Source organism: Cupriavidus sp. SK-3, assembly GCF_000611145.1.
In the GTDB taxonomy this organism is placed as follows: Bacteria; Pseudomonadota; Gammaproteobacteria; order Burkholderiales; family Burkholderiaceae; genus Cupriavidus.
Window position 1 is genome coordinate 1 of sequence record NZ_JFJV02000266.1, and the last position, 13,597, is coordinate 13,597.

Annotated in this window: 14 protein-coding genes and 1 pseudogene; 4 read left to right on the forward strand and 11 right to left on the reverse strand. The window is 64.5% G+C overall.

Annotation, left to right across the window (positions count from 1 at the left end; genetic code table 11):
* Positions 1-262: 262 nt before the first annotated feature.
* Positions 263-874 carry a hypothetical protein gene (locus tag CF70_RS29165; RefSeq protein ID WP_035873607.1) on the reverse strand — a complete coding sequence of 204 codons (612 nt, stop codon included), beginning with the start codon at positions 872-874 and terminating at the stop codon, positions 263-265.
* Positions 875-1,181: 307 nt separating this feature from the next.
* Here CF70_RS29165 and CF70_RS34100 point away from each other — a divergent pair, with 307 nt between their 5' ends.
* Both CF70_RS34100 and CF70_RS29170 read left to right on the forward strand, forming a co-directional pair.
* Complete coding sequence (locus CF70_RS34100) at positions 1,182-1,490, forward strand: hypothetical protein (protein ID WP_152561948.1); 309 nt, start codon at positions 1,182-1,184, stop codon at positions 1,488-1,490.
* A gap of 26 nt (positions 1,491-1,516) precedes the next feature.
* Positions 1,517-1,849: a helix-turn-helix transcriptional regulator gene (locus CF70_RS29170; RefSeq protein ID WP_051649188.1), complete on the forward strand. Its 333-nt coding sequence runs from the start codon at positions 1,517-1,519 to the stop codon at positions 1,847-1,849.
* Positions 1,850-1,963: 114 nt separating this feature from the next.
* On the opposite strand, the gene CF70_RS29175 is transcribed toward CF70_RS29170, so the two are convergent.
* The 4 genes from CF70_RS29175 to CF70_RS29190 form a co-directional block, all read right to left on the reverse strand.
* A complete protein-coding gene (locus CF70_RS29175) occupies positions 1,964-2,287 on the reverse strand; it encodes an FmdB family zinc ribbon protein (RefSeq protein ID WP_035873609.1) in 324 nt (107 codons plus the stop codon).
* Positions 2,288-2,412: 125 nt separating this feature from the next.
* Positions 2,413-3,645, reverse strand: coding sequence for a formamidase (gene fmdA, locus CF70_RS29180; RefSeq protein ID WP_035873612.1), 1,233 nt, complete (start codon positions 3,643-3,645; stop codon positions 2,413-2,415).
* A 117-nt stretch (positions 3,646-3,762) separates the two neighbouring features.
* Positions 3,763-4,275 carry an AmiS/UreI family transporter gene (locus CF70_RS29185; RefSeq protein ID WP_035873613.1) on the reverse strand — a complete coding sequence of 171 codons (513 nt, stop codon included), beginning with the start codon at positions 4,273-4,275 and terminating at the stop codon, positions 3,763-3,765.
* A 307-nt stretch (positions 4,276-4,582) separates the two neighbouring features.
* Positions 4,583-5,776: a LuxR C-terminal-related transcriptional regulator gene (locus CF70_RS29190; protein ID WP_152561949.1), complete on the reverse strand. Its 1,194-nt coding sequence runs from the start codon at positions 5,774-5,776 to the stop codon at positions 4,583-4,585.
* A gap of 309 nt (positions 5,777-6,085) precedes the next feature.
* Between CF70_RS29190 and CF70_RS29195 the strand changes: the two genes are divergently transcribed.
* Positions 6,086-8,836: an ATP-binding protein gene (locus tag CF70_RS29195; protein ID WP_051649190.1), complete on the forward strand. Its 2,751-nt coding sequence runs from the start codon at positions 6,086-6,088 to the stop codon at positions 8,834-8,836.
* A complete protein-coding gene (locus tag CF70_RS29200) occupies positions 8,833-10,143 on the forward strand; it encodes an EAL domain-containing response regulator (protein WP_051649192.1) in 1,311 nt (436 codons plus the stop codon). Before CF70_RS29195 ends, CF70_RS29200 begins: the two co-directional genes overlap by 4 nt.
* A 97-nt stretch (positions 10,144-10,240) precedes the next feature.
* Here the strand turns inward: CF70_RS29200 and CF70_RS29205 are convergent, their stop codons facing one another.
* From CF70_RS29205 to CF70_RS29225, 6 genes and pseudogenes are all read right to left on the reverse strand, one after another.
* The gene (locus CF70_RS29205) at positions 10,241-10,558 is read right to left on the reverse strand and encodes a hypothetical protein (protein WP_035873617.1); all 318 of its coding nucleotides are present in this window, start codon (positions 10,556-10,558) and stop codon (positions 10,241-10,243) included.
* Between the two features lie 67 nt (positions 10,559-10,625).
* Positions 10,626-10,955, reverse strand: a complete 330-nt coding sequence (gene hfq / locus CF70_RS39105) for an RNA chaperone Hfq (RefSeq protein WP_081862410.1) — start codon at positions 10,953-10,955, stop codon at positions 10,626-10,628.
* 72 nt (positions 10,956-11,027) lie between these two features.
* Positions 11,028-11,138, reverse strand: a pseudogene (locus CF70_RS38390) (DUF2789 family protein); the annotation flags it as partial.
* A gap of 164 nt (positions 11,139-11,302) precedes the next feature.
* The gene (locus tag CF70_RS29215) at positions 11,303-11,803 is read right to left on the reverse strand and encodes a TPM domain-containing protein (RefSeq protein WP_035873618.1); all 501 of its coding nucleotides are present in this window, start codon (positions 11,801-11,803) and stop codon (positions 11,303-11,305) included.
* Positions 11,803-12,654 (reverse strand): TPM domain-containing protein, encoded by an 852-nt coding sequence (locus CF70_RS29220; RefSeq protein ID WP_035873621.1) that lies wholly within the window; start codon positions 12,652-12,654, stop codon positions 11,803-11,805. The genes CF70_RS29215 and CF70_RS29220 overlap by 1 nt, the downstream gene beginning before the upstream one ends.
* A complete protein-coding gene (locus CF70_RS29225; protein ID WP_152561950.1) occupies positions 12,651-13,253 on the reverse strand; it encodes a LemA family protein in 603 nt (200 codons plus the stop codon). The genes CF70_RS29220 and CF70_RS29225 overlap by 4 nt, the downstream gene beginning before the upstream one ends.
* Positions 13,254-13,597: the final 344 nt, after the last annotated feature.

Consider the following 13,597-nt stretch of genomic DNA (forward strand, 5'->3'; position numbering starts at 1 on the left):
GCCGCGCGCCCGCGCCGCGCGCGGCACGCCCCGCGCCGAAGGCCGCCACTGTCTCGCCGCGGGCCGTTGCGCCGCGTGCAAGCGCTGCGGCGGCGGTTTCCTCATCGGCTTCGGACTGGTCGTCCTTCTGAAGCCGATGCACGCTCGCCCGCGTCAGTGCCTGGCCAGTACCCATGCGCTGCGCGGCCACCCGGCGTTCGCGGCAAGCCAGCCGCGCAATGTGCGCGGGTACCTGAATGCGCGTCCGGATCAGTCCGGCGGCCTAGTTCTCGCCGGCCACAAGCGACTTCGTGATCCGTTCGAGCACTGGCAGCCATGTGCCGCGCCCCGCGTCGCGGCAGGCCAGGATCAGCAGAAGCTCCTGGTCTGGCGTATAGATGTCGAAGTGCTGCACGTAAATCGTGCCCTGGTCGCCGCTTCGGGTGTAACTGATGGCAATGGCCGGCCAGCCGCCAACCGTCTCAAGTCGCGGACTGGTGATCGACAGCAATTGCCTGCCGGACTTCCTGAGCGAATCCCGGATCAAGCGCTCGAAGCCTGCGCCGAACGCCTTGAGCATGTCCTCATCGAACTTGCGCACCTGCCTGAACGAAACGCCCGGCGGCTGAATCGAGTTGATCACGACGGCCGCGTACGGGCCACCGGGGTTCGACACCGCGTGAAGGAGGTTCAGCCGGTCGCCCTCCGATGCATGGCGCGTGATGTCGGTCGCGGCATCGAGCGTCACCTCGCGGCCCCGGCTTTGCGCCTCCGACAGCAGCGTCCATCCCTTCGGCAACTGAATCTCAACGTGCCGCGGGAGCTTGACGGGCAATAGCGCTACGTCCTCGCCGCCCAGCCCGGACGCGGAATACGCGAGCACGCAGGAAAGCATGCCTGCCTGGACGAGCCTGCTGCAAAACCGTGCCATTCGGCCCCCTCCGCTCGCGACGCGTTGGTCTCGCAAGGCAATTCTAGGCCATGCCGGCGACGGCCGGTTCCGCAGCTCCAGGGAGCACCGGGTGTCCCCTGACGCCATCCCACAAACAGGGGACCCGCCACATGGCCCGTTTTTATGCCTGCGGAAATCTGCTACGCTGCAAATCAAATGCTGCGGAGAGTGCAGCATCAGGCACCTTAGATAAGGCGAAAAATACTCCACCGACGGGGCGCCTGTAAATCGGGATCCAGAAGGGGCCGGCGTGACATCCAACCCTATCTTTCGCCGCGCAGTGGAAGTGCTGGAACACATCAAAGACCCGACCCCGCCCTGGGGCGAGATCCTCGCGACAGCACGCGACCTGGTCGGTGCCGACAGCGGCTCGCTGATCATGATGGACGGCCAGGGCGATCTGCTGAACCTTAATCTGGTGGACGTCGAAGACGGGGCCATGCGCGACTACGTCCAGCACTTCCACAAACTCGATGTGCTGGCCGATGCGTCAATCGGCATGAGTCCCGGCGCCTGGCTCGACGGGGATACCTCACGGCGAGGATCCTGGCAACGCTGAGGAGCGGGGAACGTTCCCGGGCGAGCGTGCCGCTCGCTCAGGGAGAATCCCTCGGACTGGACATCGCGGTTGCGAGCCAGAACCTGCGGCTGTCCAACGAACCCCTGGCCTTCGTGAGGCTGCGCCGCAACAGCCTGATGGCCGAGGCAAGCCCGGCTGATTTCATCGCCACGTTTGGCATCACCCCGGCCGAGGCCAAGGTGCTTTCCGGCCTCGTCGCCGGACAGTCGCCCGCTGAATTCGCCATGCAGAACGGCGTATCCGAGAACACGGTCCGCAAGCAGGTCGCCTCCCTGAAGATCAAGATGAACTGCAGCCGGAGCGTGGAACTCGTACGGCTCGCACTCATGCACCGTTAGTCGCGCTGGCGACGGCCACCGTCTCGCCAGACACGCCCTCTTCCCCTCGTCGATGCCTCGCACCGAGGTCAGGCTTCGGCAACCGGGGGCGACGCGGCCATCCTTGTTCCGCCGCTAATGGCTGATCATCCAGGGCCGCGTGCCGGGAAAGGACTTGGCGGCGTCCGGCTTGCCGGCCAGCCGGGCACTCCCCCCCGAGCAGCCGCAGCCGGGCCCGTGGCGGTGCCCCTGCGAACTGACCGGCGCATGGGCGCTGCGCTCGTTACCGGCATGCGCGGCGCGCCGGGCCGACGGCATCAGCGCCAGCATCGTCGCCGTGACCATGCGCGGCGCTTCCTGGCCGCAGCCGGGACACGCCTGAGGCGCATCGCGATCGTCGATGCGCCGCACCGCGCTGAAGGTGCCGCAATCCACGCACGCGTATTCATAAATGGGCATTCAGGTCTCCGCTCGGTTGGAACCGGCCGGCGCGGTCCGTGCGAATACGGAAATCCGCGCCGGCCGCCGGTTGTTTCAGGTCGCTTCACATCGATTCACATCGACCCGGCGCTTGTCACGCTACGTCAGGCCAGGTCGGGTGAGAGCAGGACGTCGGCACCTCCCTTGATATGCACAGTGGGTCCATTGGCCTCCGGCCGGATATCGAAGTCGAAGATCTGCGTCGGTATCCATAGCGTGGCGCAGGAGTTGGGTATGTCCACGACGCCGCTGATATGCCCCTGCACCGGCGCCGTGCCCAGGATGGCGTAGGCCTGCGCGCGCGAGTAGCCGAACTTGGTCAGGTATTCGATCGCGTTCAGGCAGGCCTGCCGGTAGGCGACGTTGACATCCAGGTAGTGCTGCTTGCCGCTTTCATCGACCGAGATCCCCTCGAAGATCAGGTAGTCGTTGTAGGTCGGCGTGATCGGGCTGGGCTTGAAGATGGGATTCTTGATGCCGTACTTCGCCATCCCCCCCTTGATCACGTTCACCCGCATGTGCACCCACCCGGCCATCTCGATGGCGCCGCAGAAGGTAATCTCGCCGTCGCCCTGGCTGAAGTGAAGATCGCCCACCGACAACCCCGCGCCATCCACATACACCGGGAAATACACCCGCGAGCCGCGCGAGAGGTCCTTGATATCGCAGTTGCCACCGTGCTCACGCGGTGGCACCGTGCGCGCGCCCTCTGCCGCCGCCCGTTTCGCGCCGTCGCCCTGGAGCTTGCCCATGTGCGCGGTCGCGGCGAACGGCGGGTTGGCCAGCGGCGGCACGCGGTCCGGGTCGGTCTTGATCAGGCCTACCTCGCGTTCGTTCCAGGTCTGCAGCAGCTTGGGATCGGGCAGGCAACCGATCAGCCCCGGGTGGATCAGCCCCGCGAACTGCACGCCGGGCACGTGGCGCGACGTGGTGTAGACGCCGTGGAAATCCCAGATGGACTTCTGCGCCTGCGGGAAATGGTCCGTCAGGAAGCCACCGCCGTTCTTCTTCGAGAAGAAGCCGTTGAAGCCCCACTGGCTCTCCTGCTTGGCGCCCACGTCGAGCAGGTCGACCACCAGCAGGTCCCCCGGCCCGACGCCATGCACGCCCACCGGCCCGGACAGGAAGTGGACGATCGACAGGTCGATGTCCCGCACGTCGTCCGCGGACTCGTTGTTCTTGATGAAGCCGCCGGTCCAGTCGTAGGTTTCCAGGATGAATTCGTCGCCGGGATTGACCCAGCAGGCCATCGGGATATCCGGGTGCCAGCGGTTGTGCACCTTCTCGTTCTCGTACGCCGACTGCGCGAGATCGACCTTGATAAGGGTATCTGCCATTTGCCTGTCTCCTTGGTGTGGATCCGGTCAATCGCCGGATTGCGGCCGTGAAACCATGCAGCCGTTGTGGCTGCCTGAACCCGCTTCGTCGCGCGCGATTGCGCACCCCGTTGCTGTCTATTTGAATGACTCGCTCAGCAGCAGATAGCCCGGCAGCCAGCCAGTCGCGATGCCTGCCAGGACCGTGGCGAAACCGGTGAACTTCAGGATGGGGCGCTGCATCGCGAGCAACAGGAAATACAGGAACCACAGCACGCCCCAACCAACCCAGCACCAGGCGAACCAGGTGTCCCAGACGGAGTTCGCGTTGCGCAGCGCGTCGATGGCGACGGGAATCACCGTGACCGAGACGAACAGGCTGAACCAGCCAAGGCCGCGCCCGTCGGCACCATTGAAGCGGTTGAGCGCAACCCACAGGTAGGTGAAGGTGAACAGCAGCGTCAGCGCGCCGGCCTTGATCGACGCGCTATCCGCCTCGCCGCCAAAGATGAGCCGCAGCGACACCAGCATCGTTACCCCGCCGGCGAAGATATTCACGACCCAGATCTCGCGGTCGCCAATTTTCCCGAGCAGCCAAAGGCCGTTCAGGCATAGCACTGCTCCGACGTACAGCAAGGTCAGGCCTAGCATGGCGTGTCTCCCCCGTAAGGTGGTCTTGTTTTATTGGGTGTTCGTGTTCGTGTTCGTGGCCCTGGCGCCGCGCGCTGCCGTGTGGCGACGGATCAACTATATGCAGGGCCGTGCTTATGCGAATCCCTCGCGGCGAGGATTTCCGTCTCATCCGGCTGGGTGAGGCGATTTCACCCAGGCGCATGAGGCAACGGCGCAAGCGGGATACGAAACACGCGTGTCGGTTCGCGCCGGGGAAGGATGGTGCGCCGCGCCAATGCGGGCCTGCGCGGACCCCGGCCCGCAAGCGTTTTGCCGCGTCCGGCGCTCAGGCCGGCGGGCAGTGCTGGGCGTGCAGACGCACCAGTTCCATCTGGCCGTGCGTGTTGGTCTTCTGGAAGATCTGCTTGAGGTGGCTGCGCACCGTGTTATCGGAGACGTGCAGCACCTCGGCCAGGCTGGCGATGGAGTGGCCGGCAAAGACCAGCGCGTTGACCCGCGCCTGGGCTTCGCTCAGCTTGAACTGGCGCGCGAACAGGCAATCGTGGTGCGCGTGCTCCGTGCCCTGCCGGCGCGCGCTGACCACCACCACCGCGCGCTCCTCCCCCAGGCCGGTACGCAAGGACGCGCCGGCGGGCTGCAGCGTCAGTGTGGTGGGCAACGCAAATCCCGGCGCGCAGACCGACAGCACCTGGGTCGGCACCAGCGCGGCATGACCCCCGTGGGCATCGCGCATGTCGCCCGCACCGCGCGCCAGCCCGGCCAGCATCTCGCGCAAGGCACGGTGATCGGTGGGCATGACGGCGGCGAGATAGTCCCCGTCCCGGTACAGCCCGCTGCCTTGCCCGCACAGCGCCTGGGCGCTGCGGTTGCAATAGACGATGCGTCCGTCCTGCTCCACCAGGAAGGTAGCGCTGGGATGGCCGTCGATGATGCGCATCAGCGCCTGGCTCAGGTCGGCGGCGCCGTGCCGTTGCCAGCGGTTCTCCAGCGACAGCGCCATATGCGCCAGCAACCCGCGGAACTCGGTCTTTTCCTTTGCGCTGAATCGCCGCTGGTCTTCGCGCCGGTACAGCTCAAGGAAATAGACCACGTCGGCCTCGCGGGCGACGACCCCGCACAGGCGGTGCAGGTATTGATGGGGCCGCAGCAGTGCATGGTAGAAGTCCGTCCTGACCAGGTCGCTGCTGCTGAGCATGTCGTCGCCGCCGATCACCTGCAGCGGCTGGTAGGCATTGCTGGAGAGAAACCAGGGATTGCGTGGCGAGTATTCCGCGAAGGTGCGGAAGAACGCCGCATCATCCGGCGCGCCGCACAGTACCGCTCCCTGTCCGCCAGCCAGGTGCCGCCGCGCCAGCACCGCCGTGCCCGCGGAGAACTGGTCGCGCAGCAGCGCGATGACGCCGCGCAACCCTTCGTCGTCGCGCGCGGCGTGGATGCGGTAGACCAGCTCACCGTTCAGGGGATCGGCGCTATCGGCATTCTTGGCGGTCAACCGCGCGTCCTCCATGACTTCGGGCACAGTGGATTCGGGCAGCGCTCGGGTAAATGCCGTCTGCCCCGCTCTCTTCAAAATGAGGATTGCCGGCCAGTGTTTCCGCTGGAACCTCAAAAGTCAAGACGCGCGCGTCTGCTGCCGCGCAGCATTCCGGCCGTGCGCTATCGCTGCGTCCGCCCCCCTCGCGCGCGTGGGATGCATGTCATTGCGCAGGGACCGGATTCAGTCAATAATCGAAGCGCTCGCGGCCAACCCTCCGTCTCGATTCGCATCCATTCGACCCCGATCGCATACGCTTCCCCGGACCCGCATCGCACCCGACGCCCCCACGCCATGCGCATCAAACGAGAATATCAATCCTGGGTCGCGAATGAAACGCTGGAGGATTACGCACTGCGTTACGCGGCGCGCTCGTACCGGCGGTGGTCCCCGTTCACGCTGGCCAACACAGCCATCGGCGGCGTGTCCTTCCTGGCGCTCGAGGCAATAGGCGCCAGCATCACGCTTAGCTTCGGCTTCCAGAACGCGTTTCCGGCCATCCTGCTGGTCTGCCTGCTGATTTTCCTGATCGGCCTGCCCGTGGCCTACCACGCCAGCGTGGCCAATGTGGACATCGACCTGCTCACGCGCGGCGCGGGCTTCGGCTACGCCGGGTCCACCATCACCTCGCTGATCTACGCGTCCTTCACCTTTATCTTCTTCGCGCTGGAATCGGCCATCCTGGCCCAGGCACTGACCATCGCCACCGGGCTGAACCTGACCCTGGGCTACCTGGTCTGCTCGCTGGTGATCGTGCCGATGGTGTTCTTCGGCGTCACGCTGATCAACAAGCTGCAGATGTGGACGCAGCCGCTGTGGGTGCTGCTGCTGGTGCTGCCGTTCGTCTACATCCTGCGCCACGATCCTGGCGTGCTGGCGCAATGGGCCGCCTTCACCGGGCGCGACGGCGCCTCGCCCGCCTTCAACGTGCTGGCCTTCGGCGCCGCCACCGGCGTGCTGTTCTCGCTGATGGGACAGATCGGCGAGCAGGTGGACTACCTGCGATTCCTGCCTGAGCGCACCGCGCAGAACCGGTGGAGCTGGTGGAGCGCGCTGCTGCTGGCGGGACCCGGCTGGATCCTGATCGGCGGGCTCAAGGTGCTGGCGGGCAGCCTGCTGGCGGTACTGGCGGTGCAGGCCGGCCTGGCCACCGGCAAGGCCATGGAACCCATGCACATGTACGTGTGGGCGTACGGGCAGGTCTTCGACCAGCCCGAGGTGGTGATGACGGTGGCGCTGCTGTTCGTGGTGGTCTCGCAGATCAAGATCAACGTGACCAATGCCTACGCGGGCTCGCTGGCCTGGTCCAATGTGTTCGTGCGGCTGGCGCACTACCATCCGGGCCGCGTGGTATGGCTGGTGTTCAACGTACTGATCGCGCTGCTGCTGACACTGCTGGGCATCTTCAGCACGCTGGAGGCCGTGCTCAGCGTTTATTCCAACCTGGTGATCGCCTGGCTCGGTGCGCTGGCGGCCGACCTCGTCGTGCTCAAGCCCCTGGGCATCAGCCCGCGCCACATCGAATTCCGGCGAGCCTACCTGTACGCATTCAATCCGGTGGGCTGCGGCGCCATGCTGATCGCCTCGATGGCAGGCATCGGCGCTTACTCCGGCCTGCTCGGCCCCCTGGCGCAAGCCTATTCGGCCTTTATCGCGATGGGCGCCTCGTTCGCCAGCGCCATCCTGATCGCCTATGCGACCCGCGGCCGCTACTATATCGCGCGCCAGGAACCGCAGATCCGCGCCGCCAGCACCGACGAGCCGCTGCGCTGCTGCATCTGCGAGCGCGACTATGAAGCGCCGGACATGGCGCACTGCCCCTTCTACGAAGGGCCGATCTGCTCGCTGTGCTGCGGCCTGGACAACCATTGCCACGATGCCTGCAAGGCGCCCGGCGCCGCCGCGCAGACGCAGGCATTGCCGCGCGAGAGCAGCTTCCTGCGGATACTGCCTCCGCATTTCCTGCGCCGCCTGGTGCGTTTCCTCGGCCTGTTCGTGATCGCGTCGGCGGCCATGGGCGCGGTGTTCCTGCTGGCCTACCGGCTCCTCGGCGAGGGCGCCCCGCCGTCCGCCGGCGGGCTTGGGGACCTGCTGCTGCGCGTGTACTCGGCCACCCTGCCCCTGCTCGCATTCGGCGCGTGGTGGATCGTGCTGTCGCACGAAAGCCGCGAGCTGGCGCAGGCCGAACTGATGGAATCGCTGCGGCATCTCGAATCCGCGCGCAAGGACCTGGTGGAAGCCGGGAAGATGGCGTCGCTGGGCGGACTGGTGGCGGGGGTCGCACACGAGATCAATACGCCGGTGGGGATTACCGTCAGCGCCGCGTCCTACCTGCAGGACCGCACCAGCGCCACGCAGGCGCTGGTGGCTGGCGGCGGGCTGACACCGGCGGAGCTGGAGCGCTACCTGTCGGACGCCGCACAATCCGCCCGGCTGCTGTTGTCCAACGCCAACCGCGCGGCGGAGCTGGTACAGAGCTTCAAGCAGATGGCGGTCGACCAGACCAGCGAGAAGCGGCGCAGCTTCGATCTCGGTGACTACATCCGCGAAACCGTGGTCAGCCTCGACCCCAGGCTGCGCGACACGCACGTGGCGTTGCAGATCGACTGTCCGGCGGGCATCGCCATGACCGGCTACCCTGGCGCGATCGCCCAGATCCTCACCAACCTGATCATGAACTCGCTGGTGCACGCCTTCGGCGGCGGCGACACAGGCCCAGTCCGCGGCGCCATCCGCATCGCCGCGCGCCACGCGCCCGGCGACGAGGTGGTGATCCGCTACGCCGACAACGGCTGCGGCATACCGGACGCGCTGCACGAGAAGATCTTCGAACCCTTTTTCACTTCGCGCCGCGGCAAGGGCGGCAGCGGGCTGGGCCTGCACCTGGTCTACAACCTGGTTACGCAGCGCCTGGGCGGCACCATCGCGGTGGGCAACGGCGTCAGCCAGGATGGCGGAGGCATTGTCTTCACCATCCGGATGCCGAGAGTCACGCCCGCCACGAAGGCCACCATTCCGATCGCGTCCGTAATGAGTCCGTCATGAACACCTCCTTGTCTGTGCCCCCGTGGCAGGTCCTGCTGGTCGACGACGATCCCGATGTGCACGAGATCACGCAACTGGTGCTGGCGGACCTGACGTTTTCCGGCCGCGGGATCCAGTTCCACAGCGCCTACTCCGGTGAAGAATGCAAGGCGTACCTGGCCGCGCATCCGGACACGGCGCTGGTGCTGCTCGACGTGGTGATGGAAACCGATGACGCCGGCCTGGAGACGGTGCGCTACATCCGCGAGCAACTGCGCAACGCCGACCTGCAGATCGTGCTGCGCACCGGACATCCGGGCATGGCGCCGGAGCGCGAGGTCATCACCGGGTACGAGATCAATGGCTACTTTCTCAAGACAGAACTGACAGCGCAGAAGCTGACGTCCGTCGTGATCGGCGGGCTGCGCACGTACCAGTATGTCAAGGCATTGCAGCAGGCCAATGCGCTGCAACCGGAGGGTGGGCTGCCCGCCGCCCGTCCGTTGCCGGACCTCGCAAGCGCTGCGCCATCCGGCGGCCCGGGCGTGGAAGACGCAGTTGAAGAGAGCTTGCGCGGCGGGCAGTACCGGCTGCAAGCGGTGTCCCAGTTCGACTTGAGTTCCGCCGCCATTGCTGCCATCGCACTACTGCCGGAGTGGCCGGTCGCGGACGGCTGGATGACGCATGCCGAGATCGCTTGCCGAATCCGCCGGCCCGGCCTGGTTACCGAAATCAACGCCGCGCTGCTGCGCCGCGCCTGCGAACTTGCGCAAGCCTGGCACACCGACCCGCAAGCCGCCGTATCCAGCCCGACCCGCGTCAGCGTTCCCATCCTGCTGCCGCAGGTGGCCGGCGCGGAGGAATCCGCGCTGCTGGCCTTGCCGGAACTGCTCAGGCAGTCCCTGCGCGAGACCGGCCAGCCCGGCAACCAGCTCGACCTGCAGCTACCCGGCATCCTGCTGGGCACGGCGACTGAAGCCGCCCGCCTCGCCTGCGCCCGGATCCAGGAGCAAGGCGCATCGGTCACGCTGGCCGACGTGGGCAACACGCCGATCTCCCTCGCGAACCTGCAGCGCCTGTTGCCCGACAGGCTGCAGATTCCGCTTGGCTACGTGCGCAACGTGGCAACCGACGCCAGGCGCGCCGCCATCGCGCGAGCCGTGATCGCACTGGCGCATACGCTCGGCATGCAGGTGCTGGCCAACGGGCTGGCCAGCACGGACGAGCTGCAGTTCTTCAAGTGGGAAGACTGCGACCACGGGCAGGGAGACATGCTCGGCACGGCGTGGGAGACGACGGAGTGGATGAAGGCGGCCGCGCGCAAGTAGGGATGGCACGGCGGGGTCTTGCCTGACATCTGGCCGCAGCTTCTGTTGAGGCGTTGCCGGCGCACTCACCAAAGCTCTATCTGCGACCAAAGGCACCTCAGTAATCGCATCTCTCTTTAGCCAGCGACTCTCTCGTGAAGCCGTGGCTCACGCGCAACTGATGCTCGACCGCAATCACCTGGTCCTGGCATGCAAACAACAAGTCGTCCTTGAACTTCTGCGAAGCGCCCTTGATGCGTTGAGCTTCATATGAAGTCTGCCTCGCGCGACAACGAAGAACCAACAGCGTCGCCTTGGGAGCCAGTTTAAGCTCCGCCTTGCCCAGAGGCTGGCATTCGACATAGGACTGGGCCATGCTGCCGTGGCTCGCTAGCAATGCCGAGGAAAGCAAAATTGAAGAAAAAATACGCGACATGAACGTTTAACACTTGGGGTGCCGGTCAAACATACCCGCCTTCGCAGGCTGCAAAATGCAATATGAACTACTCTTTTCTGCTATCGCCCCCCGTGAAACGGCGCTTCCGCGTGACGACAACACCTTCCTTCGGCTCACTGCCGAAGCTCGTGCGCCCTTCGGGCCGAGCGCCTGAACCCATCTGGCGGACACCGGCCGGCACCTGGATGGTCGATATCGCGCTCTTGTAGACAATCTGCGTGCCGCCTGGCCCACTGAGCATCACTACAAACTGGTCGAACGACTCGATTGAACCGGTCAGCTTGATTCCGTTTACCAAGTACACTTCGACACGCTTCCGCTCTTTGCGTGCTGTGTTCAAGAAATCGTTCTGCAGATTAGTGGGGATAGGCTGCATTTGAGGTGGCCCTCCGGCTGAACGCAGCACAGCGTCGCAAGCTGCCCTGCACTCCGTTAAAAACGCATATTTTCAGTCTGCTGACCTCAGTGCGGCATCGAGTTTGTCTACAATCTCGGCCGAATCCGCATCCTCTAGAATTTCATCCCGTAGCAGCGTTGCCTGCGCTGGCAGCCAGAGAGGTTCGCGTTCATGCCATCCGTGCTCCAAGCCGATTAGCAGCCCAATCGCTAGACAGAATGTATTGACCTGCCGCACCTCAAGCGGCGTGGGGAGGAATTCCGAGGACTGTCAACGTCGCTCCTTTCGCATGAGAACTGGCCTGCCCGAGACGGCATTCCCGCAACTCAGAGAATCACTGGCCTGTCGCTCAACTCGTTCTTGCCGCTGGCCTGCGAGGGAAAATGCCTGCCCAGATGCTCGCTGATGGCCTGTATGCCGGCGATGACACCACATTGATATTCAGCACGTCGGAAGGCAGCTTCCATCTCTCGGCACACGGCATCCCACTTTCGGGACTCAACCTTCGCATGAATGCCACGGTCAGCAACAATCTCAACGCTGCGGTCTGCCAGCAGCAGGTAAATCAGGACGCCATTGTTATGTTCCGTATCCCAAACGCGCAGTTGAGAGAAGACTTCCACTGCACGCTCACGCGCCAAGCCCCCCTTGAGTAGGCTCATGCCGCTCAGGGCGCCCTCGACAGCAAAAAAAATCTGCCCGATATGCGTCGACTCGCTTGCTGCAATGGCATGCTCGATTGCGCGCAGGGTTTCCTGCGGGAAGGCTCGCCTGACCTGCCAGTGAGTCATCAGCAGATGCCTCACGATACGTTTGACGTCTGCCATCACCACTTTCCCGAAGCACCACCACCGCCAAAGCCGCCGCCTCCGCCGCCGAATCCCCCTCGGCCCGAGCCGCCACCATATCTTCCCGAGCGGCTGCCGATACCCAGCAAGCCCATGTGCGCGCCGCCCAGCAGCGTGAACAAAAGCGCGATTGCCGCCGCAACGATGCCCGCAAAGATAGCGCCGGAAAGCATCCACGCGACCACGCCAACGGCGCCGCCTGTCACGACTGCACCCGGGAACCTCCCCAGCATGGACCGCAATACCCCACCCAGAACCAAGGTGAGCACAAGAAGGATTGGCATCAGTTGCCGGACGGGGTCCCCCCTATCCCCTGCCGTTTCCTTCGGCGGTGGCAATGGCTCCCCGTCGATGACCCCAAGCATGCGGTCAATGCCTGCGGCCACACCGCCGTAAAAATCTCGCTGCTTGAATCGAGGCACGATATCTTCACTGATGATGCGCTTGCTCGCGGCGTCAGTCAGGACTCCTTCGAGGCCATACCCCACCTCAATACGAAGCGTGCGGTCATCCTTGGCAATGATGAGCAGTGCGCCGTCATCCACGCGCGTGCGTCCCAGTTTCCATTGCTCGACCACGCGAAGCGAATATTGCTCGATGGTCTCCGGCTGGGTGGTGGGAACAATGAGAATCGCCACTTGTGTTCCCTTCTTCGCTTCGAAGGCCTGCAGCGTCTGGTCCAGAGAAGCCTGCTGCTCGCGCGTGAGCGTACCGGTCAGGTCCGTCACGCGCGCAGTCAATGACGGAACGGCAACCTCGGCAATGGCGCCGAGAGACACAACGGCTGTCAGCGCCAGAAGCAGGCCTCGTGCGGCCGAGAACAGGTTCACTTGGCACCCCCAGGGGCGCTCGCCGGCGTCGCACCGAATCCAACTTGCGGTGGCTTGGCGATGCCCTCTTCATCGGCGACACTGAAATTTGGCTTTACCTTATAGCTAAACACCATCGCCGTCAGATTCGAAGGAAACGCACGCACGGTCACGTTGTAGGCCTGTACAGCCTGAATATATCGATTTCGCGCAATGGAAATCCTGTTCTCAGTGCCTTCGAGCTGGGCCTGCAGGTCGCGGAATCCAGCATCCGCCTTCAGCTGAGGGTAGTTCTCTGACACGGCGAGAAGTCGGGACAGGGACCCGGAGAGTTGTTGCTGGGCAGCCTGGAATTGAGCAAAAGCCTGCGGGTCGTTGAGCAGCGCCGGCGTGGCCTGGATGGAACCCACTCTGGCACGGGCTTCAGTCACCTGCGTCAGGACCTCCCGTTCATGGCTGGCATAGCCTTTGACGGTATTCACCAGATTTGGCACCAGGTCGGCGCGACGTTGGTACTGGTTCACCACTTCGGACCAGCCTGCCTTGACCTGCTCGTCCTGCGATTGGATGGTGTTATAGCCACATCCCGAAAGGCTAACTGCGAGCAATACAACAAGCATCGACCATATTCTGCGCACGAGACACCTCCGTCCTTTGGCGACCGTCTTGGCAAAGTCGCATGAGCACAATAGTCCACTAAAGCGTCGCCTTAGGAGCTCGCGCCGCCGCAAACCGGGTTTCCACATTCATCCTAGGCTGCGTGGATGACAGGTATCTTGATTTCGCTCAACAACGGGGTACGCGCACACACGTAGGGTTTCCAAGACGACGTGCCAATTTCAGTCAGATCCGCCGAACCACATGCTTGGGCGCCTCGGGGCGAGGCACATAGAATGACTACAGGATGACCGCGCGAAGGAGGTTTGACATGCTGACCTCGGAGAATATTGCGCTCTCCGTCTCG